Origin of the sequence: Paraburkholderia sp. RHO2, from assembly GCF_050955445.1 — a bacterium.
In the GTDB taxonomy this organism is placed as follows: domain Bacteria; phylum Actinomycetota; class Actinomycetes; order Mycobacteriales; family Mycobacteriaceae; genus Prescottella; species Prescottella agglutinans_A.
In genome coordinates, this window is sequence record NZ_CP162617.1 from 1,835,345 (window position 1) to 1,861,368 (window position 26,024).

At 70.2% G+C, this 26,024-nt stretch carries 23 protein-coding genes and 1 pseudogene; 14 read left to right on the top strand and 10 right to left on the bottom strand.

The genetic code is table 11. The features are described from left to right. Positions 1 to 10: 10 nt before the first annotated feature. From ABTV10_RS08470 to ABTV10_RS08480, 3 genes and pseudogenes are all read right to left on the bottom strand, one after another. A complete protein-coding gene (locus ABTV10_RS08470) occupies positions 11 to 865 on the bottom strand; it encodes an IS3 family transposase (RefSeq protein ID WP_499028888.1) in 855 nt (284 codons plus the stop codon). Further along, complete coding sequence (locus ABTV10_RS08475) at positions 862 to 1,191, bottom strand: transposase (protein ID WP_499035126.1); 330 nt, start codon at positions 1,189 to 1,191, stop codon at positions 862 to 864. Before ABTV10_RS08475 ends, ABTV10_RS08470 begins: the two co-directional genes overlap by 4 nt. Before the next feature lie 33 nt (positions 1,192 to 1,224). Beyond that, positions 1,225 to 1,353 (bottom strand): annotated as a pseudogene (locus ABTV10_RS08480) (hypothetical protein); the annotation flags it as partial. A 169-nt stretch (positions 1,354 to 1,522) separates the two neighbouring features. On the opposite strand from ABTV10_RS08480, the gene ABTV10_RS08485 reads away from it, so the two are divergent. Genes ABTV10_RS08485 through ABTV10_RS08495 form a run of 3 tightly spaced genes read left to right on the top strand, consistent with a single transcriptional unit; the run spans position 1,523 to position 4,439 of the window. Further along, positions 1,523 to 2,284, top strand: coding sequence for a (Fe-S)-binding protein (locus tag ABTV10_RS08485; RefSeq protein ID WP_499033965.1), 762 nt, complete (start codon positions 1,523 to 1,525; stop codon positions 2,282 to 2,284). Next, positions 2,281 to 3,795: a lactate utilization protein B gene (locus ABTV10_RS08490; protein ID WP_499033967.1), complete on the top strand. Its 1,515-nt coding sequence runs from the start codon at positions 2,281 to 2,283 to the stop codon at positions 3,793 to 3,795. The genes ABTV10_RS08485 and ABTV10_RS08490 overlap by 4 nt, the downstream gene beginning before the upstream one ends. After that, positions 3,792 to 4,439, top strand: coding sequence for a LutC/YkgG family protein (locus ABTV10_RS08495; RefSeq protein WP_499033968.1), 648 nt, complete (start codon positions 3,792 to 3,794; stop codon positions 4,437 to 4,439). The genes ABTV10_RS08490 and ABTV10_RS08495 overlap by 4 nt, the downstream gene beginning before the upstream one ends. On the opposite strand, the gene ABTV10_RS08500 is transcribed toward ABTV10_RS08495, so the two are convergent. Together ABTV10_RS08500 and ABTV10_RS08505 are read right to left on the bottom strand one after the other, a co-directional pair. Beyond that, positions 4,412 to 5,143, bottom strand: a complete 732-nt coding sequence (locus tag ABTV10_RS08500) for a FadR/GntR family transcriptional regulator (RefSeq protein ID WP_499033969.1) — start codon at positions 5,141 to 5,143, stop codon at positions 4,412 to 4,414. The genes ABTV10_RS08495 and ABTV10_RS08500 overlap by 28 nt on opposite strands. 49 nt (positions 5,144 to 5,192) lie before the next feature. Further along, a complete protein-coding gene (locus ABTV10_RS08505; RefSeq protein ID WP_499033971.1) occupies positions 5,193 to 6,860 on the bottom strand; it encodes an L-lactate permease in 1,668 nt (555 codons plus the stop codon). Positions 6,861 to 7,059: 199 nt separating this feature from the next. Here ABTV10_RS08505 and ABTV10_RS08510 point away from each other — a divergent pair, with 199 nt between their 5' ends. The 3 genes from ABTV10_RS08510 to ABTV10_RS08520 are packed head-to-tail and all read left to right on the top strand — an operon-like array spanning position 7,060 to position 9,958. Next, positions 7,060 to 7,827 carry a (Fe-S)-binding protein gene (locus tag ABTV10_RS08510; RefSeq protein WP_499033972.1) on the top strand — a complete coding sequence of 256 codons (768 nt, stop codon included), beginning with the start codon at positions 7,060 to 7,062 and terminating at the stop codon, positions 7,825 to 7,827. Continuing rightward, positions 7,824 to 9,338, top strand: a complete 1,515-nt coding sequence (locus ABTV10_RS08515; RefSeq protein WP_499033973.1) for a LutB/LldF family L-lactate oxidation iron-sulfur protein — start codon at positions 7,824 to 7,826, stop codon at positions 9,336 to 9,338. The genes ABTV10_RS08510 and ABTV10_RS08515 overlap by 4 nt, the downstream gene beginning before the upstream one ends. Continuing rightward, positions 9,335 to 9,958 (top strand): LutC/YkgG family protein, encoded by a 624-nt coding sequence (locus ABTV10_RS08520; protein ID WP_499033974.1) that lies wholly within the window; start codon positions 9,335 to 9,337, stop codon positions 9,956 to 9,958. The genes ABTV10_RS08515 and ABTV10_RS08520 overlap by 4 nt, the downstream gene beginning before the upstream one ends. Positions 9,959 to 9,961: 3 nt before the next feature. Here the strand turns inward: ABTV10_RS08520 and ABTV10_RS08525 are convergent, their stop codons facing one another. Genes ABTV10_RS08525 through ABTV10_RS08540 form a run of 4 tightly spaced genes read right to left on the bottom strand, consistent with a single transcriptional unit; the run spans position 9,962 to position 11,977 of the window. Then, a complete protein-coding gene (locus ABTV10_RS08525; protein WP_499033976.1) occupies positions 9,962 to 10,507 on the bottom strand; it encodes a hypothetical protein in 546 nt (181 codons plus the stop codon). A 42-nt stretch (positions 10,508 to 10,549) separates the two neighbouring features. After that, positions 10,550 to 10,933, bottom strand: a complete 384-nt coding sequence (locus tag ABTV10_RS08530) for a hypothetical protein (protein ID WP_499033978.1) — start codon at positions 10,931 to 10,933, stop codon at positions 10,550 to 10,552. A gap of 1 nt (position 10,934) precedes the next feature. Next, complete coding sequence (locus ABTV10_RS08535) at positions 10,935 to 11,645, bottom strand: hypothetical protein (protein ID WP_499033979.1); 711 nt, start codon at positions 11,643 to 11,645, stop codon at positions 10,935 to 10,937. A gap of 29 nt (positions 11,646 to 11,674) precedes the next feature. Beyond that, positions 11,675 to 11,977 carry a type VII secretion target gene (locus tag ABTV10_RS08540; protein ID WP_499033982.1) on the bottom strand — a complete coding sequence of 101 codons (303 nt, stop codon included), beginning with the start codon at positions 11,975 to 11,977 and terminating at the stop codon, positions 11,675 to 11,677. A 173-nt stretch (positions 11,978 to 12,150) separates the two neighbouring features. Between ABTV10_RS08540 and ABTV10_RS08545 the strand changes: the two genes are divergently transcribed. Both ABTV10_RS08545 and ABTV10_RS08550 read left to right on the top strand, forming a co-directional pair. Next, positions 12,151 to 12,432 carry an exodeoxyribonuclease V subunit gamma gene (locus ABTV10_RS08545; protein WP_499033983.1) on the top strand — a complete coding sequence of 94 codons (282 nt, stop codon included), beginning with the start codon at positions 12,151 to 12,153 and terminating at the stop codon, positions 12,430 to 12,432. A 12-nt stretch (positions 12,433 to 12,444) separates the two neighbouring features. After that, positions 12,445 to 12,870, top strand: coding sequence for a LutC/YkgG family protein (locus ABTV10_RS08550; RefSeq protein ID WP_499033984.1), 426 nt, complete (start codon positions 12,445 to 12,447; stop codon positions 12,868 to 12,870). Positions 12,871 to 13,362: 492 nt separating this feature from the next. Here ABTV10_RS08550 and ABTV10_RS08555 read toward each other — a convergent pair whose 3' ends face one another. Beyond that, on the bottom strand, positions 13,363 to 14,190 hold the full coding sequence (locus ABTV10_RS08555) for a ferritin-like domain-containing protein (protein ID WP_499033986.1): 828 nt from the start codon (positions 14,188 to 14,190) through the stop codon (positions 13,363 to 13,365). A gap of 405 nt (positions 14,191 to 14,595) precedes the next feature. Between ABTV10_RS08555 and ABTV10_RS08560 the strand changes: the two genes are divergently transcribed. The 6 genes from ABTV10_RS08560 to recD all read left to right on the top strand — a co-directional run bounded on the left by ABTV10_RS08560 (position 14,596) and on the right by recD (position 26,021). Further along, positions 14,596 to 14,877: an exodeoxyribonuclease V subunit gamma gene (locus ABTV10_RS08560; protein ID WP_499033988.1), complete on the top strand. Its 282-nt coding sequence runs from the start codon at positions 14,596 to 14,598 to the stop codon at positions 14,875 to 14,877. Between the two features lie 12 nt (positions 14,878 to 14,889). Next, positions 14,890 to 15,315 carry a LutC/YkgG family protein gene (locus ABTV10_RS08565; protein ID WP_499033990.1) on the top strand — a complete coding sequence of 142 codons (426 nt, stop codon included), beginning with the start codon at positions 14,890 to 14,892 and terminating at the stop codon, positions 15,313 to 15,315. 472 nt (positions 15,316 to 15,787) lie between these two features. Continuing rightward, on the top strand, positions 15,788 to 17,278 hold the full coding sequence (locus ABTV10_RS08570; protein ID WP_499033991.1) for an Ig-like domain repeat protein: 1,491 nt from the start codon (positions 15,788 to 15,790) through the stop codon (positions 17,276 to 17,278). Positions 17,279 to 17,569: 291 nt separating this feature from the next. Then, the gene (gene recC / locus ABTV10_RS08575) at positions 17,570 to 20,842 is read left to right on the top strand and encodes an exodeoxyribonuclease V subunit gamma (protein ID WP_499033993.1); all 3,273 of its coding nucleotides are present in this window, start codon (positions 17,570 to 17,572) and stop codon (positions 20,840 to 20,842) included. After that, positions 20,839 to 24,171, top strand: coding sequence for a UvrD-helicase domain-containing protein (locus ABTV10_RS08580; RefSeq protein WP_499033995.1), 3,333 nt, complete (start codon positions 20,839 to 20,841; stop codon positions 24,169 to 24,171). Before recC ends, ABTV10_RS08580 begins: the two co-directional genes overlap by 4 nt. Beyond that, the gene (gene recD, locus ABTV10_RS08585) at positions 24,168 to 26,021 is read left to right on the top strand and encodes an exodeoxyribonuclease V subunit alpha (RefSeq protein ID WP_499033996.1); all 1,854 of its coding nucleotides are present in this window, start codon (positions 24,168 to 24,170) and stop codon (positions 26,019 to 26,021) included. The genes ABTV10_RS08580 and recD overlap by 4 nt, the downstream gene beginning before the upstream one ends. The last annotated feature ends 3 nt before the right edge of the window (positions 26,022 to 26,024 follow it).

Sequence of the window (26,024 nt, forward strand, 5' to 3'; positions counted from 1 at the left end):
AAGTGGGAGCCTAAGCCGCGAGGGCCTGGGTCCGGTATTGCACCGGGCTCAGGCCCTCGAGTTTTGTGGAGATCCGTTCGGTGTTGTACCAGTCGATGTAGTCGTCGATCGCGGTGGTCAGCGCCTCGGTGTCGGGGTATCGGGTGTGGTCGAAGAGCTCGGCTTTGAGGTGGCCGAAGAAGTTCTCCATCACGGCGTTGTCGTAGCAGTTGGCCTTGCGCGACATCGATTGGGTCGCAGCGGCTTCAGCGAGCAGCCGTCGCCAGGACGAGTGCTGGTACTGGAATCCCTGATCCGAGTGCACGAGCGGGGCCTGCCCGTCGTCGAGGGTCGCGAGCGCGGCTTGCAGCGAACTGTTGGTCAGTTGCAGCGTCGGTGACGGGCCGATCGAGTGGGCGACGATCTGCCGGTCGAACAGGTCCATGACCGGTGACAGATACAGCTTGTCGTCGCCGATGCGGAACTCGGTCACGTCGGTGACCCACTTGCGGTTCGGGGCGTCGGCGGTGAAGTCGCGGTCGAGCAGGTTCGCCGCGATCGTGCCGACCTGGCCCTGATAGGCGACGTACTTGCGCTTGCGTCGGACCCGGCAGGCCAGCCCGAGCGTGCGCATCAGCGTCAGCACCGTCTTCTTCGCCACCCGCCAGCCGGCACGGGTCAGTGCGTGGTGGATGCGACGGTGCCCGTAGCGGCCGCGGCTGCGCACGAACGCCTCGGTGATCGCGGCCTTCAACTCGGCGTTCGGGTCCGGTGCCCGCAGACGCGCCTGGTGATAGAAGAACGTCGACCGGGCCACCCCGGTGGCCTCGAGCAGCACATCGATGCGGTGTTCGGCCTTGAGGGAGACGACGGCAGCGACCTTCACCGTCGTTGTTGCGCCCTCAAGGCCCGTAATTTTCCCAGGTAGGCGACCTGCGCCCGCAGCACCTCGTTCTCGCGGCGCAGCTGCTCGAGCTCACTGACCTCGTCCGGCCCGGGATCGGCGGGTTTCGGGGGACGCCCGGCCCGCTTCGGGCGCAGCCCGTCCTCGCCCTCGTTGCGGTACTTGCGCACCCACGTCTCGATCAGTTTCGGCGAGGACAGGTCGAACTCGCGGGCGAGGTCGACCTTCGCCTCGCCGGCGATAGCGCGGCGCACTACGTCGAGTTTCAACTCGAACGAGAACGACCGTCTGTCCCGAGGTTTGGCCACCAGAACTCCTCTTCCGCGAACCCGCCACCGGTCATACAACCGTCTGACGGCTGGCCGACCCACGCCCAACCTCGTCGCGACCGTGCGGTCACCCACACCGACCTCGAACAACGCTACAGCCACCACCCGCTGATCCTCGGACAGTGAACTTCGTGCACGCATAAAACTGCTCCCCGGACATCGGAACCGAATTTCTCAGTCCAACTTCCGGGGAGCAGTTCAATGAAGGGTCCCTTCAGCTGACAGGGCGCGAGCCGAGTTCCGCCGTACCCAGGCGTGGCTGTCGGATCGGCGATAGCGTGGTTGCTGCAGACCGACTGCGGGAGGTCCCATGCGAATTGCCCTGTTCGCGACGTGCATCGGCGACACGCTCTTTCCCGAGGCGTCGAAGTCGACCGCGATCCTGCTCACCCGACTCGGACACGAGGTGGTGTTCCCGCCCGGGCAGACGTGCTGCGGGCAGATGCACGTGAACACCGGCTACCAGCCCGACGCACTGCCGCTGGTCGAGAACTACGCCGACAGCTTCGGGGACGGGTCGATCGACGCGGTGGTCGCGCCGTCCGGGTCCTGTGTCGGGTCGGTCCGGCACCAGCACGAGATCGTCGCCGCCCGGTACGGGACCACCGCGCTGTGCGAGCGGGTGGCGACGGTGAAGGCCAAGACGTACGAGCTGTCGGAACTGCTGGTCGACGTGCTCGGCGTGACGGACGTCGGCGCCTACTTCCCGCACCGGGTGACCTATCACCCGACGTGTCACTCGCTGCGGATGCTGCGGGTCGGGGACAAGCCGCTGCGGCTGCTGCGCGCGGTTCGGGAGATCGACCTGGTCGAGCTGCCGGAAGCCGACTCGTGCTGCGGGTTCGGCGGCACGTTCGCGATCAAGAACGCGGAGACGTCGACGGCGATGCTGGCGGACAAGATCCGCAACATCGGCGACACCGGCGCCGAATTCTGTTGTGCGAGTGACTCGTCGTGCCTGCTGCACATCGGCGGCGGCATGACCCGGCTCCGCATGGGTGCCCGGACGATCCATCTCGCCGAGATCCTCGCGTCGGTCGAGGCCCGTGTGCCCGCGGGGGCGCCGGCATGACCGCCGTCGGTCTGGGGATCCCCGAGTTCCCGCCGCGCGCACCCGACGACATCGGCTTCCTGCGCGGCGACGAGACGTTCCCGCGGGCCGCGCACCACGAGCTCGCCAATCCGCAGCTGCGCCGCAACATCGGCAAGGCGACGCACACGATTCGGGCCAAGCGGCTGGCCGTCACCGGTGAGCTACCGGACTGGCAGGCGCTGCGCGACGCCGGATCGGCGATCAAGGTCGATGCGCTGAACCGGCTGCCGGAACTGCTCGAGCAGTTCGAGGCCGCGGTGACCGCGCGGGGCGGGATGGTGCACTGGGCGGCGGATGCGATCGAGGCCAACGCGATCGTCACCGAGTTGGTGCGCGACACCGGCTCGGACGAGGTCATCAAGGTCAAGTCGATGGCCACGCAGGAGATCGGTCTCAACGAGCACCTCGAGCAGCACGGCATCCACGCCTACGAGACCGATCTGGCGGAGCTGATCGTGCAACTGGGGCACGACCGCCCGTCGCACATCCTGGTGCCGGCGATCCACCGCAACCGCGCGGAGATCCGGGAGATCTTCCTGCGCGGGATGGACGGCGTGGATCCCGATCTCGACGACGACCCGCAGCACCTGGCCGCGGCGTCCCGAAAGTTCCTGCGGCGCAAGTTCATGACGGTGCCGGTGGCGATCTCGGGCACGAACTTCGGCGTCGCCGAGACCGGCACCGTCGGTGTGGTCGAGTCCGAGGGCAACGGGCGGATGTGCATCACGCTGCCGCGGACGCTCATCACCGTCATGGGCATCGAGAAGATCATCCCCACGTACGCCGACCTCGAGGTGTTCCTGCAGCTGCTGCCGCGCTCGTCCACCGGCGAACGAATGAACCCGTACACCTCGATGTGGACCGGCGTCACGCCCGGCGACGGGCCGCAGAACTTCCACCTGGTGCTGCTCGACAACGGCCGCACTGCCGCCCTCGCCGACGCGCTCGGCCGGCAGGCGCTCAAGTGCATCCGCTGCTCGGCGTGCCTCAACGTGTGCCCGGTCTACGAGCACACCGGCGGGCACGCGTACGGCTCCACCTATCCCGGGCCGATCGGTGCGGTGCTCACCCCGCAACTCACCGGCATGGAGGGCGCCGACGACCCCAACTCGACGTTGCCGTTCGCGTCGAGCCTGTGCGGCGCCTGCTTCGACGCGTGCCCGGTCGAGATCGACATCCCGGCCCTGCTGGTCGAACTGCGGCACCAGAAGGTGGAGCGCAGCGGCTTCGGCGCTGAGGCCGCGGCGATGCGGGCCGCGTCGGTGGCGATGTCGTCGGCCCGGCGGTTCTCGTTGGCGCAGAAGGCGGCCGGGCTCGGTCGGCTGATGGCGGGGAGGAAGGGCACGATCTCCACGCTGCCGCCGCCGCTGAACGGGTGGACGTCCGCCCGCGACATCCCGGCGCCGCCGAAGCGGACGTTCCGGCAGTGGTGGGACTCGCCGGAGGGGCGGGCGGCGATCGACGCGGCGCGGAAGGAGGCGCGGCGGTGAGTTCGCGCGACGAGGTGCTGCGGCGGATCCGGGGCGCCCTGGCGCTGGCCCCGCCGACCCCGGTGGAGGTGCCGCGCGAGTACCGCGTCGGACGCACGATGCCCGACGCCGAACGCATCGCCCTGCTGGTCGATCGCCTCGAGGACTACGACGCCCGTGTGCACCGGTGCACCGCGGCCGAACTGCCGGCGACCCTGGCCCGGGTGCTGGCCGACGTCGGCGCCCGCCGGGTCGGTGTGCCTGCGGGACTGGACGATTCGTGGCTGTCCCGGTTCGGCGGCGAGGTGGTGGTCGACGCGGCGGACATTCCCGCCCCCGATCTCGGTGACCTGGACGGGGTGGTGACCGCGTCGGCGGTGGCCTGCGCCGAGACCGGGACGATCTTCCTCGACGGCAGCCCCGACCAGGGCCGGCGGGCGCTGACGTTGGTGCCGGACCTGCACGTGTGCGTGGTGACCGTCGACCGCGTCGAGGTGGGCGTCCCCGAGGCGCTCGCCCGGCTGGTACCGGAGCGTCCGACCACGATGATCAGCGGGCCGTCGGCGACCGTCGACATCGAACTCGAGCGAGTGGCGGGGGTGCACGGTCCGCGGAATCTGCACGTGGTGATCGTGGCTCAGAAGTCGCCGCGCACACCCTCGTAGTAGCCGGTGATGTGGTCGACGATCCGCTTCTGCGCCAGGGGTGCGTCGCCGCGGGTCACGGCCTCGACCAGGCCGCGGTGCTCGTGCCGCAGTCGCGTGCAGGTGCCCGGCCACGCCGCCGGATCCACGCCCGCGACGACGTAGGACTCGATCGACGCGCGCAACCCGGCCATCATCGCCGCGATCACCTGATTGCCCGCCGCGTCCGCCATCGCGACGTGGAACTGGGCGTCGAGGACGAGGAACTCGTCGGCGGTCAGCGTCGGCTCGTCCATTGAGTCGAGCAGTTCGACGGCGGTGGCCAGGTCGACGGACGGCGTCTGCGCGAGGGCGCGCATCACCTCCGATTCGAGGACGAGACGGGTCTGCACCACGTCGGTGACCGGGAAGCCGTGGGCGGCGACCTGCATCCGCATGAGCATCGTCATGCCGCCGGTGGGGCGGGAGACGATCATGGCGCCGGCGTTCGGTCCCGACCCGGTCTGCGCCTTGAGCAGGCCGAGGGCCTCCATGACGCGCAGCGCCTCGCGGACGGACGAGCGCCCGACGCCGAGATCGGCGGCGAGGGTCCGTTCGCCGGGGAGGCGCTGGCCGGGCAGCAGTTCGCCCGAGACCATCATTTCCTCGACCCGGCTGAGCACGTGCTCCCACGCGCGGGGGTGCGTCGCGCTCGTCAGGTCGGTGGTCGGGGACTCGGACGTCATGACACGTCAGCCTAGGCCGTGCGCCGGTCGTGTCCGAGTCCCCGACCGGTCACGGCAACATCCAGCTCAGGACCGGGGTGGACTGCAGGTAGACGAGCGTGCACAGGATCAGCAGCATCGCGACGCTGTAGCCGACGACCTTCCGCAGCAGGATCGGCTCGCTGCCCGGCTGACCCACCGCCGTCGCGGCGATCGTCAGATTCTGCGGGCTCACCAGCTTGCCCACCACGCCGCCGGAGGTGTTGGCCGCGACCAGCAGGGTCGGGTCGATGCCCGCGTGAATGCCGGCGGTCTGCTGCAGCTTCGCGAACAGCGCGTTCGCGGATGTGTCGGATCCGGTGACCGCGGTGCCGAGCCAGCCGAGGATCGGGGAGAAGAACGCGAAGATCGCGCCGGTCCCGGCGAGCCACGTGCCGATCGAGACGGTCTGGCCGGACTGGTTCATCACGTAGCTCAGGCCCAGGACGGTCGCGACCGTCGCGATGGCCAGGCGCATCTTGACCACGGTGACCCCGAACGTGGCGACCGCGTCGCGGGCCGTCAGCCGGAAGCGCCCGCCGCTGGTCCACAGCGAGTAGACGATGGTGACGATGATGCCGGAGATCAGCAGCAGGGTGCCGGGGTTGGACAGCCACGAGAACGTGTACACCGCGCTGGACGCGGGATCGCCGCTGCCGGTGAGCAGGTTGCCGTACAGGCCGGGCCAGTGGATCTTGCGGTCGGTGCCGGCCAGCCACGCGGGGATGTCGACGCCGAGGGTCCACAGCTTGGCGATGCCGAACACCACGACCACGAGGAGGTAGGGGAACAGCGCCAGGAACACGCGGGACGGGCCGAGGCGCTCGGGCTCCACCTGGGACCGCTGATCCTCGGGGGTCGTCGGCTTCCAGAACTGCAGCATGGTCACCGCGGCGGCCAGCCCGGCGAGGGCGGCGACGACGTCGGTGAGCTCGTACGAGAAGTGGGCCGAGCACCAGAACTGGGCCAGCGCGAACACGGCACCGGTCACCAGCGCGATGGGCCACGCCTGCTTCATGCCGCGGCGGCCGTCGACGAGGAAGAGCAGCAGCAGCGGCACGAACAGCGCGAGGATCGGTGTCTGACGGCCGACGACGGCGGCGATCTCGGTCGGCGGGATGTCGGTCAGGTTGCCGGCGGTGGTGATCGGAATAGCCATGGCGCCGAACGCAACCGGGGCGGTGTTGGCGACCAGGACGGTGACCGCCGCGCGGATCGGCGGCATGCCGATTGCGATGAGCATGGCGCCGGTGATCGCGACAGGGGCGCCGAATCCGGCGAGCGCCTCGAGCATGCCGCCGAAGCAGAACGCGATCAGCATCGCCTGCACGCGCATGTCGCCGCGGCCGACCGAGCTGAACACCCGGCGCAGGTCCTCGAAGCGGCCACTGACGACGGTCAGTTCGTAGAACCAGATCGCGGTGACGACGATCCACATCACCGGGAACAGACCGAAGGTGATGCCCTGGAGTGCGGAGAGGCCGGTCAGCGACGCCGGCATGTCGAAGCCGACGATCGCGACCAGGGCCGCGACGGCGAGCGCGCCGAGCCCGGCGTACCAGGCCTTCAGTTTGAAACCGGCCAGCAGGACGAAGAACGTCGCGAGCGGGGCCAGGGCGACGAGTGCCGACGCGGTGAGGCTGCCGCCGACGGCATCGGTCGCGGGCGTGAAGGTCACCGCGAGGATCTCGGATTCCACATGAAACTCCTGGGTTGCGCCGGGTCGCGGCGTCTCGGGGAAGGCGTGCATCGGCCGGTACCTGTGGTCAGACCACAGAGACCGTACACCATGACTCGGGTCACATTCGAGGCCTGAACGAAAGTTGGTGCAGAACGCCCCGTGGGTTGCGTCATCGCGTTGACCATGGCTTACTGTGGTCTGACCACACCGTCGGACGATGCCGGAGATCCGCATGCGAATCGCGATGTTCGCCACGTGCATGGGGGACACGATGTTCCCGAATGCCCCCCGAGCCACCGCCCTGCTGCTCACCCGGCTGGGCCATGAGGTGGTGTTCCCGCCCGGCCAGACGTGCTGCGGGCAAATGCACGTGAACACCGGGTACCAGCCCGACGCACTGCCGCTGGTCGAGAACTACGCCGACACGTTCGGGGACGGTTCCATCGACGCGGTGGTCGCGCCGTCCGGGTCCTGTGTCGGGTCGGTCCGGCACCAGCACGAGATCGTCGCCTCGCGGTACGGGACCTTGTCGCTGTGCGGCCGGGTCGAGACGGTGAAGGCCAAGACGTACGAGCTGTCCGAGTTGCTGGTCGACGTGCTCGGCGTGACTGACGTCGGCGCGTACTTCCCGCACCGGGTGACCTACCACCCGACGTGCCACTCGCTGCGCATGCTCGGAGTCGGCGACAAGCCGCTGCAGTTGCTGCGGGCGGTCCGCGAGATCGACCTGGTCGAGCTGCCCGAAGCTGACTCGTGCTGCGGATTCGGCGGCACGTTCGCGATCAAGAACGCCGAGACGTCGACGGCGATGCTGGCCGACAAGATCCGCAACGTCGCCGACACCGGCGCCGAATTCTGTTCGGCCAGTGACTCGTCGTGCCTGATGCACATCGGCGGCGGCATGTCCCGCCTGCAGATGGGCACGCGGACGATCCACCTGGCCGAGATCCTGGCGTCCACGGAGAACGCGGAGGTGACCGCATGAGCGGCGTCGCACTCGGACTGCCGGCCTTCCCGCCGCGCGCCCCCAAGGGCGTCGGCTTCCTGCGCGGACAGGAGAAGTTCCCGGCCGCCGCGCACCACGAGCTGGCCAACACCCAGCTGCGCCGCAACATCGGCAAGGCCACGCACACGATCCGGGCCAAGCGCCTGGCCGTGACCGGCGAGCTGCCCGACTGGGAGGACCTGCGCGACGCCGGCTCGGCCGTCAAGTCCGACGTCATGGGCCGCCTGCCGGAACTGCTCGAGCAGCTCGAGGCCGCGGTGACCGCGCGCGGCGGCACCGTCCACTGGGCCGCCGACGCCAACGAGGCCAACGCGATCGTCACCCGGCTCGTCCGCGAGACCGGCTCCGACGAGGTCATCAAGGTCAAGTCGATGGCCACGCAGGAGATCGAGCTCAACGAGCATCTCGAGGCGAACGGTATCCGCGCCTACGAGACGGACCTGGCGGAGCTGATCGTCCAGCTGGGCCACGACAAGCCGTCGCACATCCTCGTGCCCGCGATCCACCGCAACCGGTCGGAGATCCGCGAGATCTTCCTGCGCGAGATGGCCGACGTCGACCCGGAGCTGGACGACGATCCCAAGAACCTCGCGGCCGCGGCGCGGAAGTTCCTGCGGCACAAGTTCATGACGGTGCCGGTCGCGATCTCGGGCGCCAACTTCGGCGTCGCCGAGACCGGCACCCTCGGCGTGGTCGAATCCGAGGGCAACGGCCGCATGTGCCTGACGCTGCCGCAGACGCTGATCACCGTGATGGGCGTCGAGAAGGTGATCCCCACCTACCGGGACCTCGAGGTGTTCCTGCAGCTGCTGCCGCGCTCGTCGACGGGGGAGCGGATGAACCCGTACACGTCGATGTGGACGGGGGTCACACCCGGCGACGGGCCGCAGGACTTCCACCTGGTGCTGCTCGACAACGGCCGCACCGCCGCGCTCGCCGACGGTGTCGGGCGCGAGGCGCTCAACTGCATCCGCTGCTCGGCGTGCCTGAACGTGTGCCCGGTGTACGAGCGGACCGGCGGGCACGCGTACGGGTCGACGTATCCGGGCCCGATCGGCGCGGTGCTCACCCCGCAGCTGGCGGGCATGGACGGCAAGGACGACCCGAACTCGACGCTGCCGTTCGCGTCGAGCCTGTGCGGGGCCTGCTACGACGCGTGCCCGGTGAAGATCGACATCCCGTCGCTGCTGGTGGAGTTGCGGCACCAGAAGGTGCAGAAGTCCGGCTTCGGCGCGGAGGCGGCCGCGATGAAGGCGGCGTCGGTGGTGATGTCGTCGGCCAAGCGGTTCACGCTGGCGCAGAAGGCGGCCGGACTGGGGCGGGTGGTTGCCGGGAAGAAGGGCAAGATCTCGACACTGCCGCCGCCGCTGAACGGGTGGACCGACGCCCGCGACATCCCCGCCCCGCCGAAGCAGACGTTCCGGCAGTGGTGGGACTCGGTGGAGGGCCGCACCGCGATCGACGAGGCACGCAAGGAGGCGCAGCAGTGAGCTCACGCGACGTCATCATGGGACGGATCCGCGACGCGCTGACCCTCGCGCCGCCCGCCGCGGTCGAGATTCCGCGGAACTACCGCACCGGCCGCACGATGCCCGACGCCGAGCGCGTCGAGCTGTTGGTCGATCGGCTGGTCGACTACAAGGCCGTCGTGCACCGGAGTGCGCCGGACGAACTCCCCGAGGTGCTGGCGCGCGTGCTCGGTGACCTCGACGTCGACGGCGTCGGTGTTCCTGCGGGACTGGACGATTCGTGGCTGTCCCGGTTCGGCGGCGACGTCCACATCGACTCCGTCGACGTGCCGGCCCCGCAGCTGTCGGAGCTGGACGGCGTCGTGACCGCGTCGGCGGTGACGTGCGCCGAGACCGGGACGATCTTCCTCGACGGCAGCCCCGACCAGGGCCGCCGGGCGCTGACCCTGGTCCCGGATCTGCACGTGTGCGTCGTGACCGTCGACAGCATCGAGGTGGGCGTCCCCGAGGCGCTCGCCCGGCTGGTGCCCGAGCGGCCGACCACGATGATCAGCGGGCCGTCGGCGACGTCGGACATCGAACTCGAGCGCGTCGAAGGCGTCCACGGGCCGCGGAACCTGCATGTGGTGATCGTGGGCTGACTCTCAGCCTTGGCCGGCCCGCGCTGCCGCCGCGAAGTTCGGGTGCGGGTCGGTGACGATCACGGCGGAGCCGTCGGGTGCCGCGGTGGCGTGAAACAGCCTCTCCGGCCGGATCGCGTGAAGCAGCGCGACCGACGCTGGCAGCGCGAGTAGTCCGATCACGAACATCGCGCTGACAATCAGGCCCTCGAAGTCGGCCACAGCGATGACGACAGCGAGGATGATCAGAGCTGTCCCCAGTGCGGCAAGCGCAGCCGCACTGCGCAGGCCCCGAGATCGGCGAGACTCGCAGCGGATACAGAGCGGCCATTCCGCACGCACTGCGGGTCCATGCTGGAGACGGTTGAACGAATTCGCCACACCTTTCCAGAACGGCCCGAATCCGCCTGGAATGTATGAGGAGACCCCCTTCGGAAGGTCGTCAGTGATCTTGCGGGGCGGTCGTATCCATGTCGTCGCGGTGTTCGTCGCGGACAAGCCATGCTCCACGCAGATCTCGGGCAAGGCGGAGGCTGGGAAGTAGTGCTGTCCGGACTCGTCAACTGCCACGGCACTCAACTTGACGGTGGTTTCAGGGGCGGCTGACATCGGTCACCAATCCGAGGACAAGATTCTGGTGGACGTGGGAAAGTCGTCTGGATCATCGCTCGATGCCTGAGCGTATGACGGCGGGTTCGATTCACCCAGACGGAGCAATTGACGTTCACCTTCCGCCGCTAGTTCCGCCTTCGTGTCGCTGTCCAATTCGCGATAGCGCGCAGTAGACTCCGCGATCAAAGGGTTGAGTGTGCGCGCGAACGCGTCCGACGTGAAGACATCACGAAGCTGTGTTCGCCCGCTGAGCACTTCGTCGACGATCTTGGAAAACTCCGGATCGTGGCTGTGCTGCTTGAGGGCTCGGAGAGAACTGGCCAGATGGCGTGCAACACCGCGGTCTCCGCCTGCCAAATCTCGAAATTGGTCGTCGGTCGACATGTCATGCTCCTGGATGGTCGTACGAGGCCTGTGGAAGTTGATGTATCGACACGTTCTCCAGCCCTGCCATGAAGCCCGTGATCAACCCGATCGAGCCCTGAGCGCCGTCCCACGCTTTGCCAGTCGTGTCGACCACCTGCCGCCAAATCGCGGTTGCTGCGGCGATCTCGGCGACCACCGCAGCGCCGCCGACAACGCCTCCGACGCCAGTCCAGCTGGTGAGTGCAGCTGCCGCAAGCGTTACGCCGATCGTAATCAGCCAATCAAAGAGCGTTTGCCACAGTCCTTTGACGGCGTTGGCGGTTTCATACATGCCGACCGCGATCTGGCTGATCTGTTCGCCGATCCGGGTGAAGTCCTGCGATTGGCTGTGGATTGTCGACGCGTAGCCGGTCAGGTAGTTGGACGCGCCGTCAGCTGCTTCACCCCGCCAGAAGCTCGGAATGCCCGCGACATCTTGATCGATGCGACGTGAGTACTCCGCATTGAACTCGCCCAGGGTAGTGATGCTGACGCCTGCACGCTGAACCGCCTCCCAATCCCCTGCGAACTGGGAGGCGATCCATGCCATCGGGTCGGTACCGCACACCAGTTTCGCGGCTTCATTGATCCAGTAGGTCGGGCTCATGTACTGAGCTGCGCCGAGGATGTTTTCGACGAGGTCCGGGACCGGATCGGTCGCGACAGGGTCCTTCAAGTCGATTGTTGTCATTCTTCCCCCAGAAAAGCGGATGATCGAATTCAGTACATGGATTCGATCCGGTCGTGAGACGCTCCGTCGGTCGATCTGTACATCGCAGCTGCTCGCGTTAGTTCGTTCGCTGCGTCCGCAGAGAGCTGAGATATGCGGCGAAAGTTCTCTGACAACACGTCGTGCAATCCGCTCAGTTTCTCGACGACCGGCACGAACATACGGCCCTCGCTGTACCCGATCGCGGTCCACTTCTCGGCGTACTGCCGTGCGGTGTCCGCCTGAGCGCTCAGGTCCGCCATATGTTTCGCGAACGCATCGACGTCGTCCGGCTCTACGAATAATTCTGACATCGCGCCCCCCTGGCTCCTGTTGTCGCGTGGCAGCGTAGCAGCGGCACCTCTAGGGCTCGCGGGGTAGATGGATGGATACTCTCCTGGCTCTCGGCGACCTCCAGGAATGTCGGATCGGTGTGATAATCCTTGGCCGATGCCGCACTGTCGACGACACCGCTAGGAGATGCGCATTGCCGACGTTGCACCGCGCCGAGAGCGCCGGCACGCTCGCGTCCGCGCTCGCCGATGTGCTGGTCACGCCCCTCGCGGACCCGTTCCAGCGTGAGGTGATTGCGGTTCCCGCGAAGGGCGTCGAGTGCTGGCTGACGCAGCGCCTGTCGCACGTGCTGGGCGCGGGTGACGCCGGCCATGGTGACGGTGTCGCCGCCAACATCGACTTCCCGTCCCCGACGCGGCTGATCGACCAGGCGCTCGCGACCGCGACCGGCTACGACGTCGAGGGCGACCCCTGACATCCGTCGCGGATGCTGTGCACGCTGCTGCAGGTCATAGACGACCGCGTCGGTGTCCCTGCGGGACTGCAGGATTCGTGGCTATCGGGGTTCGGTGGCGAGGTTGTCGTCGATTCCCCGGACATGCCGGCGCCGCAGCTGTCCAACCTGGACGGCGTCGTGACCGCGTCGGCGGTGACGTGCGCCGAGACGGGGACGATCTTCCTCGACGGCAGCCCCGACCAGGGCCGCCGGGCGCTGACCCTGGTCCCGGATCTGCATGTGTGTGTCGTGACCGCCGAGAGCATCGAGGTGGGCGTCCCCGAGGCCCTGGCCCGGCTGGTGCCCGAGCGGCCGACCACGATGATCAGCGGGCCGTCGGCGACGTCGGACATCGAACTCGAGCGCGTCGAAGGCGTCCACGGGCCGCGGAACCTGCATGTGGTGATCGTGGGCTGAGGGCGATCATCATCGCTCGATGCCTGAGCCTGAGGCGGCGGGTTCGATTCACCCACGCCCGGCGGCGCTCCGAGCACCGGCCGCCGCGTCCGTCGAACCCGTGCCGCCGTCGCCGCACCAACAGCGTGGCGGAAGTGGTGCTATTCGCCGGGCCGTTCTCCGGGGGGTGAGGGCGGCAATGATCTTGTGGATCGTGCCGCTGCAGTCTCTGCCCGCGGGTGGTATCGACAGATCCTGCCGTGCTCAGGTACGGCCCCGGACGGGTGTGCCCCGCTCACCCGGTTCCAGTGCCACCCGGATCGCTCTCACGACCTCACCGCGCCGCAACGTGTGGCGTTGCCCCGAACGTGCCGCCCGACCTTCACTGCCGATCCGAGCCGGCGGCCACAGTCGACGCTACGCGAAATCGCTGATCGCGCAACGGGATGAACGGTGCGTTGACGTGCAGATACGACGTATCAGGAGGCGTATTGCAGGACCCGGACCGATGGATCAGATACCGGTGATTTCCTGTGCGATGGCGGCGAGGCGTGTCTGTGCTGCGGAGACGACACGGTGCCGGTTCTTGTTCGCCTCTTCGTATTCCATGATCGTCCGGATATCGGCGGGTGCGGTCAGTTCCTTGACTGCGGTCACGGCAGCGGAGCCGTTCAACGTTTCGTAGTCGGGGATTGGCAGCTGGTCCGGTTCGCTCTCGCCGGTGTGAGCGCCTCGGCTCAGTAGCTGGCTGATCCGGGGTCTGGTGGAACGTGCTGCGTCCATCGCCCGGTCGATGCCCATCGTCGACCAGGACACCGGAGTGTTCATCCAGCGCACCGCAGCGCCGGCCGCCGCCTGGACCGGCGTGCGGCGTAGCGCCGCCGGGCCGCCGAGCGCGTCCTCGGCCAGTACGGTTGTCAGCCATTCCACGGTTGCCGAATGTGCGGTGATCAGCTCGTCGGCCAGCTGGACGATGTCGCCTCGGTGTCCGGCCGTGGCCAGGGCTTTGAGATACCGGGAGCGGTCGAGGAGTTGGTGTTCGAGGGTGAGGTCACCGAGGAGTGCTTCGTCGAACGGTTGCATCTGCTCTGTCACGGTCTTGAATGCCGCCGCGGCGCGCCCGAGCAGAGGTGCCACGAGCGACGGGCGCCCACCCAGCTCACGCAAGGCCCGCTCGATGTTGTCGGCACGTCCGCGGGCGTTGTCCGCATTCTCGGTGAGTTCGGTGGCCACGGCCTCGGTACGTGCCTGTGCCCGTCGGGTGTCCGCTATCTGGGTCTCGGTGTTCGTCAGCTCGAGCAGCGCACGCAACTGCACGATGAGGGTTGAAGTGTCGGTCATAACAGGCTCCGTTTCAGCCGATGATTACCTTCCTCCGGCGCGGATACCCACTTGCCGGCCAACACAATCTCCTCACCGCGTCAGTCCGCGACTGCCGCCGTGCACCGGTGCACTACGTCGGCGCGCGATTCGAAGTAGTCCGCCCTGGCGAAAGCGTCGATCCATCGGGACGCGCGGTGTCCGCCTGCGCGCTCAGGTCCGCCATATGCTTCGCGAACGAGTTGACGTCGTCCGGCTCGACGAATAGTTCTGATCTCTCGCCCCTGGCTCGCGTGGCAGCGGTTCCTCCAGTGCTCGCGGGTCGATGGATGAGTCCGGCTGGTCGGCGACCTCCGGGAATGTCGGATCGGTGTGATAATTCTTGGCCGATGCCGCACTGTCGACGACACCGCTAGGAGATGCGCATTGCCGACGTTGCACCGCGTCGAGAGCGCCGGCACGCTCGCGTCCGCGCTCGCCGATGTGCTGGTCACGCCCCTCGCGGACCCGTTCCAGCGTGAGGTGATTGCGGTTCCCGCGAAGGGCGTCGAGTGCTGGCTGACGCAGCGCCTGTCGCACGTGCTGGGCGCGGGTGACGCCGGCCATGGTGACGGTGTCGCCGCCAACATCGACTTCCCGTCCCCGACGCGGCTGATCGACCAGGCGCTCGCGACCGCGACCGGCTACGACGTCGAGGGCGACCCCTGACATCCGTCGCGGATGCTGTGCACGCTGCTGCAGGTCATAGACGACCGCGTCGGTGTCCCTGCGGGACTGCAGGATTCGTGGCTATCGGGGTTCGGTGGCGAGGTTGTCGTCGATTCCCCGGACATGCCGGCGCCGCAGCTGTCCAACCTGGACGGCGTCGTGACCGCGTCGGCGGTGACGTGCGCCGAGACGGGGACGATCTTCCTCGACGGCAGCCCCGACCAGGGCCGCCGGGCGCTGACCCTGGTCCCGGATCTGCATGTGTGTGTCGTGACCGCCGAGAGCATCGAGGTGGGCGTCCCCGAGGCCCTGGCCCGGCTGGTGCCCGAGCGGCCGACCACGATGATCAGCGGGCCGTCGGCGACGTCGGACATCGAACTCGAGCGCGTCGAAGGCGTCCACGGGCCGCGGAACCTGCATGTGCTGATCGTGGGCTGAGCCGATCTCGGCGTCGCCCGGCCCAGCGAAAATGAGCCTCTTGGGCGGTGCGCCTCTGCGGTCCGCGGTCCCGTTGCGTTCGGAAACGGACCTGCGGATTCTCCGGTCCTCGGCAGTCCGGTCCGCGAAAGCCCCACGGTAGTTGGACGATTGTCTGTATAAAGGTGCCCGTGCGTGATTCGTATCGCGCACGGGCACCTCTTTTGCTGGGGGTCCTGCAGTCACATACTGCGGAATGCGCTTGATCGAACGGAGATCTGTGTGGCCCGATCCGCAGTCTGTCGTATCGCCGCCCCGTCGACGGCCGGCTCAGTTCAACCGGCCCGGTCAGCAACGTTCTCGGGGGATGGTGGCTAGCCCCAGCGTGTAGCCGTGTGGTCGGCGCCCGACCGCCGGGCTCAGCACACGGCCACTCAACCAACGCTGCGACCTCGATGTCGACGGTCGCGACACCAGCGAGCAAAGGAAACACATGACATCACGAGCGATGACGCGTGGCATCGCGGTCGGCGCGGCAACGACACTGACGATTGGTGCATTCGCCCTTCTCGGCGCAGGTGTCGCCGGCGCAGCCCCCGGGTCGATCACCTGGGACGACGGAAGCTCCCGTTTCACCCGCACCGTCAGCAACACTGCCCCCGCGGTCGGCGACACGATCACCGTGACGACGAAGTTCGACCGGACCAGCTGGGTCGACGAGTTCATCTACAACGTCAAGGACCGGCACCCATCCTGCATGACCTACGTCCCGGGTTCCGCCAAGATGATCGGCCAGAGCGAATACCCTGTCTCCAACCCCGAGGTCGTCGCCGACGAGGGCAACGGGACCGGCTACGTCCGCGCCTCCTGGGGCATCACCGACTGGGTGGTTCAGAATCGCCCCGGTTTCTTCCGGAACCCCGTCTTCAGCGTCAGCTACAGGGTCGGCCAGAACTGCGCCCGTGATACCGCCCTGGCCACCGGCATGGACTACGGCGGATCGCTCGGCAGCGGCAACTACGGCACCAAGGGCCCGTCGATCACTATGGCCAAGACCGCTACCACGACCACCCTCGCCCCCGTCGCCGGCGCTCGCGTCGGCGTGCCGAGCACGCTGACCGCCACCGTTACCGGCGGCGCGGCGGGTGACACCGTCGAATTCCGCGACGGCGCAGCCGTACTCGGCCAGGCCGCCATCGACGCCGGCGGAACCGCGACCCTCGCCTGGACCCCCACGCTCCGGGGCAGCCACGCACTCTCGGCGGGCTTCCTCGGCACCGCGTTCTCCACCGCGTCCCAGTCGGGGACGATCACCGTGCAGGTCGCCGAGCAGAACGTCACCTCGACGATCAACCTTGCGCCGGTGACCGGCGCCCAGGTCGGCCGCGCCTCCACCGTCACTGCCACGGTCAGCCCGACCGCGGCAGGTGGCACCGTCGAACTCCGCGACGGCACCACGACACTGGCGACGCTGCCGGTCGGCAACGACGGGAAGGTCACCTACCAGTGGGTGCCCACGGTGGCCGGCAGCCACACCCTCACCGCCACCTTCTCCGGCCGTGACGGCGTCACCGGATCGGGCGCCACCGCACAGGTCAACGTCGCCGAGGCACCCGCCTCCACCACCGACTCGACCACCACCCTCAACCCGATCGGCAGCGTCACCGTCGGCACGACCACGACCCTCACGGCAAAGGTCAACCCCGCCAACGCCGGCGGTACCGTCACCTTCAAGGACGGTGGCACCGTCATCGGCACCGGCCAGGTCGGATCCGACGGGACTGCCACGACTGCGTGGACCCCGGCTACCGCCGGCCAGCGGACCGTCACCGCCGAGTACTCGGGCCAGGGCACCGTCAACGCCTCCGCCGATCAGGTATCGGTGATCGTCGCGCCCGGCGGAGACCCCGGAGGCCCTGGAGACCCTGGAACCGGCGGAACCGGCAGCCTCGGCTCGCTCGGCGGATTCGGATCCAACAAGTAGCAGTAGCGCGTAGCCACCGACAACGACGGGGTCTGTTCCCGGCCGGCAACGGCCTGGGAACAGACCCTGCTCGACCTCGTGCCGAGAATATTCTGGCGGGAACCGGGAACAAGTGAGGCCCGTCGATTCCGCAAGATCTGGTTTTGTACAAAACTCTGTCGTGCACAGAGGTGAGCTGGCGGCTCGGACCAACAGCCTTCCGGATAGGCTGAGTTGTCCGGAGCATGTGATACTCCTAGGCCCTGGAATTGCCCAACGACACGGTGCGGGGACGCCGAGGGGGTACGAAATTTGCTGACGCTGCACCGCGCGGAGAGCGCTGGAACACTGGCGTCCGCCCTCGCCGATGTGCTGGTCACGCCCCTCGCGGACCCGTTCCAGCGTGAGGTGATTGCGGTTCCCGCGAAGGGCGTCGAGCGCTGGCTGACGCAGCGCCTGTCACACGTGCTCGGCGCGGGTGACGCCGGCCACGGTGACGGTGTCGCCGCCAACATCGACTTCCCGTCCCCGACGCGGCTGATCGACCAGGCACTCGCCGCCGCGACCGGCTACGACGTCGACGACGACCCGTGGCATCCCTCCCGCATGCTGTGGACCCTCCTGCAGGTGATCGACGACTGCCTGGCCGAGCCGTGGTGTGCCGTGCTGGCCCGTCACCTCGGGCATGGTTCCGACGACCACCGCGCCGGGCGCCGCTACGGCACCGCCGCGCACCTGGCCGAACTGTTCCGCTCGTACGGGTCGCAGCGTCCCGCCATGCTCGTCGACTGGGCCGCCGGACGCGACACCGACGGCGCCGCTCCGCTGGACGACGACCTGCTGTGGCAGGCGCAGCTGTGGCGGCGGCTGCGGGAACGGATCGGCAGCCCGAGTCCGGCCGAGCGACTGGAGGGCGCCTGCACGCGCCTGCGGGCGGAGCCCGACCTCCTCGACCTGCCGGAGCGGCTCTCGCTGTTCGGACCCACCCGCCTGGGCGCCGACCAGATCGAGGTGCTGTCCGCGATCGGCGCGAATCGTGATGTGCACCTGTGGATTCCGCACCCGAGCATCGAGATGTGGGGTGCGCTGGCGGACACCGATCCGCCGCGACGGCGGGCCGACGACCTGCGGGCGCTCGACGTGGCCCACCCGCTGCTGGCGAGTCTCGCCCGGGACGTGCGCGAGTTGCAGTCGCGGCTCGCGGCGGTCGGGGTGGTCGACGTCCATCACCCGGGTCCGGCACGACCGCCGACGCTGTTGGGGCGACTGCAGTCCGACATCGCCGCCGACCGGGCGCCGTCGACCTGCCCGCCGGACGACACCGTCGAGATCCACTCCTGCCACGGGCCGGCCCGGCAGGTCGAGGCGCTGCGGGAACGCCTGCTGCACCTGTTCCAGAACGATCCCACGCTCGAGCCGCGCGACGTGATCGTCATGTGCCCCGACGTCGAGACGTACGCGCCGCTGGTCCGCGCGGCGTTCGGGCAGGGCGTCCACGGCCCGCTCAGCCATCCGGGCCACCAGCTGCGGGTGCGGTTGGCGGATCGTGCACTGCACCAGACCAATCCGGTCCTCGGGGTCGTGTCCACGCTGCTCGATCTCGCGGACTCCCGCATCACCATCAGCCAGGTGATCGACCTCGCGGCCACCGGTCCGGTCCGCCGCCGCTTCCGGTTCGACGACGACGCGCTCGAACGTATCCGCGAGTGGACCGCCGCGGCCGGCGCACGCTGGGGCATCGGTATCCGCGAGCGGCGGGCGTTCGGGCTCGACGGCTTCGAACAGAACACCATCAAGGGCGCGCTCGACCGGATCCTGCTCGGCGCCGCCGCGGACGATGCCGCCGGCGATTGGCTCTCGCTCGCGCTGCCGCTCGACGACGTCGAGAGCAACGACATCGACCTCACCGGCCGCCTCGCCGAGTACGTCGACCGGATCGACGTGTCGCTGCGCGGGCTCGCCGGACCGCAGTCCGCCGAGCAGTGGTCGGCCGCGCTGTCCCGCGCCCTCGACCTGCTGGTGGACGTGCCCGACGCCGACGCCTGGCAGCTCGGGCAGGCGCGCCGCGAGCTGGCCGCCGCCGTCGAGTACGGCGGCGCCGCGCAGCTGCGCCTGGCGGACGTCCGGGCGATGCTGCGGTCCCGCCTCGCCGGCCGGCCCACCCGCGCCAACTTCCGCACCGGCGAACTCACCGTGTGCACGATGGTGCCGATGCGCTCGGTCCCGCACCGCGTGGTCGTGCTCCTGGGACTCGACGACGACGTCTTCCCCCGCGGCACCAACATCGACGGCGACGACGTCCTGGCCCGCGATCCGCTTCTCGGGGAACGTGATCCGCGCAGCGAGGACCGGCAGCTGCTGCTCGACGCGATCATGTCCGCGGCCGAACGGCTGCTGCTGTTCCACACCGGCGCCGACCCGGTCAACGGCACCCCGCGGCCGCCCGCCGTGCCGCTGAGCGAACTGCGCGACGTCCTCGAGGCGATGACGGGATCGGACGCCGTCGTGACGCGGCACCCGTTGCAGCCCTTCGATCCCCGCAACTTCGACCCGGTCGCCCCGCGGAGCTTCGACGCGGCCGCGCTGGCGGGGGCCCGCTCGGCGCAGCAGCCGCCGGCCGCCGAACCGCCGTTCCTGCCGGAGCCGTTGCCCGCCGCGGAGATCGGCGACGGCATCGTCGACCTCGCCGATCTCGTCGCGTTCCTCGAACACCCCATCCAGGGGTTCCTGCGGCAGCGCCTGGGGTTCCGGGTGCCCGATCTCGACGAGGACACCGCCGACGCGCTCGACCTGGAACTCGATCCGCTCGCGCGGTGGGGGATCGGTGACCGCATGCTCGCGGCCCGCATCGCCGGCATCGACCCGGCCGCGTTCCGTGCGGCGGAGTGGCGGCGCGGCACCCTGCCGCCCGCGAAACTCGGCGAGACGGCGCTCGCCGACATCGAGTGGACCGTCGAATCGCTCGTCCGCGCGGCCGCACCCGTGCACACCGGGCGCGCCGAGGCCGTCGACATCGACGTCGACCTCGGTGGTGGGCGCCGGCTCGTGGGGACCGTCGACGGCGTGCACGGCGACGTCGTCGCCCGGACCACGTTCTCGCGGCTGGCCGCGAAGCATCGGATCGGCGCGTGGGTGCGTCTGCTCGCGGTGGCGGCGACCGGACGGTTCGCGACCCCCACCGCGGTCACCACCGGGCGCGGCCGGGGCCGGTCGCCCGTCGCGCGCTCGACGCTGGTGGCACCGGAGAACGCGCCGGAGATCCTGCGCCGCCTGGTCGACATGCGCGATCGGGGCCTCCAGCATCCGCTGCCGGTGGCGCCCGGCGCCTCGGCCGCGTACGCCGACCAGCGGTTCCGGGGCCGATCCATCGAACTCGCGCTGGTGGCCGCCGACCGGGAATGGGGCGGCGACTTCGGTGACGGCAAGGACCGGCACATCCAGTACGTGCACGGGGCCGGCGCGAGCCTGTCGGCCCTCACCGCCGAGCAGGCGCCGCCCGGCGCCTGCGAACCCACCCGCTTCGGCACCGAGGCCGCCGTGCTGTGGGGCCCGCTGCTGGCGGCCGAGACGCTGGGGGAGCCGTGACGACGGGAGTGACCGAGATCGACACCGCCTTCGACCTGTTCGCGCCGCTCCCGACCGGTACCACGGTCCTCGAGGCCAGCGCCGGCACCGGCAAGACGTACGCGATCGTGGGGCTCGCGGCCCGCTTCGTCGCCGAGCAGGGGGTCGACCTGTCGCAGCTGCTGCTGGTCACCTTCAGCCGCGCCGCGACGAAGGAACTGCGCGAGCGCACCCGCGAGCGGTTCGCCTCGGCGGCAGCGGGATTGGCGGATCCGGCGGCCGCACGCGCCGGCGACGACCGGCTGGTCGCGCACCTGGCGAACGCCGACGACGTCGAGATCGCCGAGCGCCGGCGACGCCTGGTGCAGGCGCTCTCGGACTTCGACGCCGGCACCATCGTCACCACCCACAGCTTCTGTCAGCGCATGCTCGACGGTCTCGGCATCGCCGGCGAGCGTGACCCCGACGCCGTCCTCGTCGAGGAGGCCGACGACCTCGTCGAGGAGGTCATCGCCGACCTGTACGTGCGGCACTTCGGCCGCGCCGACACCCGCACGCTGCGGCCCGGCGACGCGCGCGCGGCGGCCCGCGCGGCGATCTTCGACCCGCAGGCGGTGCTCGCGCCCGAGGACGCCGACGGCACCCGCGCCGGCGACGCCGTCCGCTTCGCGACCGCGGTGCGCGAGGAGACCCGCCGCCGCAAGCGGTTGGCCGGGATCCGCGACTTCGACGACCTCCCCGCCCTGCTGCACGGCGTGCTCACCGACCCCGAGCACGGCGCGGCGGCCTGCCGCCGGGTGCGCGAACGCTACCGGGTGGTGCTCGTCGACGAGTTCCAGGACACCGATCCGCAGCAGTGGGGGATCCTCAGCGCCGCCTTCCACGGGCATTCGACGCTGGTGCTGGTCGGCGATCCCAAGCAGGCCATCTACGCGTTCCGGGGCGCCGAGGTGCTCAGCTACCTCGACGCGGTCGACGCCGCGGATCGCCGGCTGGAGCTCACCTGCAACTGGCGCAGCGACGCGGATCTGGTTGCGGCGCTGCACTATCTGCACGGCGGCGCCGCGCTCGGGCACCGGGACATCGTCGTGCACGCCGTCGACGCGGCCAAGCCGGGAACGCGGCTGCACGGCGCGCCGCCGCTGCGGGTGCGCTACCTGCCGCGGGCCGGCGCGGGGCGGCTGAACAACTCCGGATTCCCCGTCGTCGGGCGGGTGCGCGAGCGCGTCGCCGACGACGTGGCCGCCGACATCGTCCGCCTCCTCGACAGCGGCGCCACCCTCGACCTGAACGGCGTCCGCCGCCGGGTCGAACCGGGCGACATCGCGATCCTCGCGGGCACCAACGCGCAGATCGCGCTGGCCCGGGAGGCCCTGGACCGGGCCGGTGTCCCGTCCGTGCTGGCGGGCGGCAGCAGTGTGTTCGAGACGCCCGCCGCGCACCACTGGCTGCGGGTGCTGCAGGCGCTCGAGCAACCGCACCGGCCGGACCGGGTGCGGCTGGCCGCGCTCACCCCGCTGTTCGGGTGGACCGCCGAGCGGATCGACGCCGCCAGCGACAACCTGATCGCGACGGTGGGCGGCCGGCTGCGGGACCTGTCCGCGCTGTTCGGCCAGGCCGGGTTCGCGGCGCTGTTCGAACGGCTCGCCGCCGAGACCGAACTCGAGAAGCGCCTGCTCGCCGTCGCGTCCGGGGAGCGCGCGCTCACCGACCTGCGGCACATCGCCCAGCTCCTCGGGGCCGTCGCGGTCGACGAGTCCCTCGGCCTCACCGCGCTCACCGGCTGGCTCACCGACCGCATCGAGGACCCCAAGTCCGGGGGCGGGGACCGCAGCCGCCGCCTCGACTCGGACGCCGCCGCCGTCCAGCTCGCCACCGTGCACGCCAGCAAGGGCCTCGAGTACCCGATCGTGTACGTGCCGTTCGCGTGGAGCACCGGCCGCTACTCCGACCCCAACCGGCTGCTGCTGCACGACGAGCACGGCCGCCGCGTCCTCGACATCGGCGGTGAGGGCAGCCCCGAGTACAACGACCGCAAACGCCGGCGCGACGCGGAGGCGGCGGGCGAGGACCTGCGGCTGCTGTACGTCGCGCTCACCCGGGCCAAGTGCCAGCTGGTGCTGTGGTGGGCGCCCGCCTACGGCACCAGCGAGGGCCCGCTGCACCGGATCCTGTTCGGGCGCGACCCCGGCGAGGCCGAGGTGCCGCAGAAGGTGGGGGTGCCGGAGGATCCCGCCGTCGCGCAGCAGCTGACGCGGTGGGCCGACGCGGCGCCCGCCGCGATCTCGGTGGAGGCCGTCGGCGCCGACCCGATCCCGCGGCTGTCGTGGACGCCGCCGCAGGAGGAGTCCGGCGCGCTCGCCGCTGCCGTCTTCGACCGGGTGCTCGACGCCGGGTGGCGGCGCACGTCGTACACCGCGCTCACCGCGTCCGCGCACGAGCATCCCGGCGTGACCAGCGAGGCCGAGGAGCCCGAGACCGACGACGAGCCCGAGGAACCCGCGCTGATCGCCCCCGCCGCCGCGGCGGATGCGATCCCGTCGACCATGAACGACATGCCGTACGGCGCGGTGTTCGGCACCCTCGTCCACGAGATCCTCGAACACGTCGACACCGCCGCCGACGACCTCGAGACCGAACTGCGGCGGCACTGCGCCGAGTCGGTCGCGACGCGGATGTCGCAGGTGGACCCGGTGGCGCTGGCCGACGCGTTGCTGCCGGTGCTGCGCACCCCGCTCGCCGGGGGCGGCGGCACGCTCGCCGACATCATGCCGCGGGACCGGCTGCCGGAGTTGGACTTCGAGCTGCCGCTCGGCGGCGGCGACGATCCCGCACAGCTCACCGTGACGCTGCACCGGATCGTCGAGTTGCTCCGCCGGCACCTGCCGGCTGACGACGTCCTCGCGCCGTACGCGGACCGCCTCGCCACCCTGGAGCCGACGCCGCTGCGCGGCTACCTCACCGGCAGCATCGACGCGGTGCTGCGGCTGTCGGGGGCGGACGGGCCGCGGTTCGTGATCGTCGACTACAAGACCAACCGGATCGCCCCCGGCGAGCTGACCACCGCCGACTTCACCCGCGACGCGATGGCCGGGGAGATGATGCGCTCGCACTATCCGCTGCAGGCGCTGCTGTATGCCGTTGCGCTGCACCGGTATCTGCGGTGGCGGCTGCCCGGCTACGACCCGGCGACGCATCTCGGCGGGATGCAGTACCTGTTCGTGCGCGGCATGGTCGGGCCCGACACCCCGGGCGGGGCGGGCGTGTTCGACTGGGATCCGCCCGCCGCGCTGGTGGTGGAGCTGTCGGATCTGCTGGCGGCGTCCGGCGATCGGGAGGGGGACCGGTGATCGAGGCGCGGGTGGCGCAGCGCGGCAAGGGCGTGCTGCGCGAGTTCAACGAGGCCGGGGTGCTCGAGGCCGCCGACGTGCACGTCGCGCTGCGACTGGCGGCGCTCGGCGGGGAGACCCGCGAGCCGGTGCACCTGGCGACCGCGCTCGCGGTGCGGGCCGTGCGCTCCGGGTCGGTGTGCCTGGACCTGAGCCGCCTCCGGGAGGTGACCGTCGACGAGGAGTTCGACGTCGACCCCGCCGCGCTGCCCTGGCCGGACGACGCCGTCGTCGCCGAGGGGCTGGCGTCGAGCCCGCTGGTCGTCGGCGGCGACACCGGACCGTTGCGACCGCTGCGGCTGGTGGACGGCCTGCTGTACCTGGACCGGTACTACCGGCAGGAACAGACCGTGCGCCGGATCCTCGACGAGCGCGCGCACGGGCATCCCGCCGTCGACGAGGCCCTGCTGCGGGCCGGGCTGGACGAGTTGTTCCGCGACTTCGCGGATCCGTCGCGGCCGTCGGACGCCCCGGACCGGCAGCGCATCGCGGCGGCGGTCGCGGCCACACACCGGACGTCGGTGATCGCCGGCGGCCCCGGCACCGGCAAGACGCACACCGTCGCGCGCGTGCTGGCGCTGCTCGAACGGCAGCAGCCCGGGCTGCGCATCGGGCTGGCGGCGCCCACCGGCAAGGCGGCGGCGCGGCTGCAGGAGTCGGTGCGCGAGCAGGCCGACGCGGTGGGGCTGCGGGCGGACCTGCCGGCGATGACGCTGCACCGGATGCTCGGCTGGCAGCGGGGGACCAGCCGCTTCCGCTTCAACGAGACCAACCACCTGCCCTACGACGTGATCGTGGTCGACGAGACGTCGATGGTGTCGCTGACGATGATGTGCCGGCTGCTCGAGGCCGTGCGGCCGGAGGCGCGGCTGGTGCTCGTCGGCGACCCGGACCAGCTGACGTCGGTGGACGCCGGCGCCGTGCTCGCCGACCTGGTGGCCCGGCCGGTGACCGGCGTCGAGAACCCGGTGCTGGCGCGGGTGGTGGGCGCGGACCTGGCGGCGTCCGACGACCCGGCCGAGGCGGCGCTCAGCGCGACCGAGCGGGACCGGTTGCGGGGCGGCGTGATTCGCCTCAGCCGCGGCCGCCGGTTCGGTGGCGCGATCGCGCAGCTGGCGGTGGCGGTGCGCGACGGCGACGAAGAACGCACCCTCGAGATCCTGCGCAGCGGCGCGGCGGACGTGTCGTTCGTCGACCCCGAGGACCTGGCCGGGCTACGCGCCGACGTGGTGGCGACGTCGGCGGAGGTGACGGCCGTCGCCCTCGCCGGTGACGCGGCCGCCGCGGTGCGGGCGTCGGAGAAGCATCGGCTGCTGTGCGCGCACCGGGAGGGCCCGTTCGGGGCGTCGTGGTGGGCGCGCAACGCGATGACGTGGATCGGCGAGGCCACCGGCAGCCGGCTGGATCCGGACCGCTGGTATGCGGGGCAGCCGCTGATGGTGACCGCGAACGACCACGAGATGCGGATCTACAACGGCGACACCGGCGTTGTCGTCGCCGACGGTGTCGACGGTGTCGACGGCGACCTGGTGGCGGCGTTCGCGCGTGGCGAGGAACCGTACCTGCTGCACCTGAGCCACCTGGCGTCGGTGCAGACGGTGTACGCCATGACGATTCACCGCAGCCAGGGCAGCCAGTACGACGTGGTCTCGGTGATCCTGCCCGGGGAACAGTCGTCGCTGCTCACCCGCGAGTTGCTCTACACCGCGATCACCCGCGCCCGCACCCACGTCCGGATCGTCGGGACCGAGGAGTCCGTGCGTGCCGCGGTGGGGCGGCGGGTGTTGCGGGCGAGCGGGCTGCGGAGGTAGGCG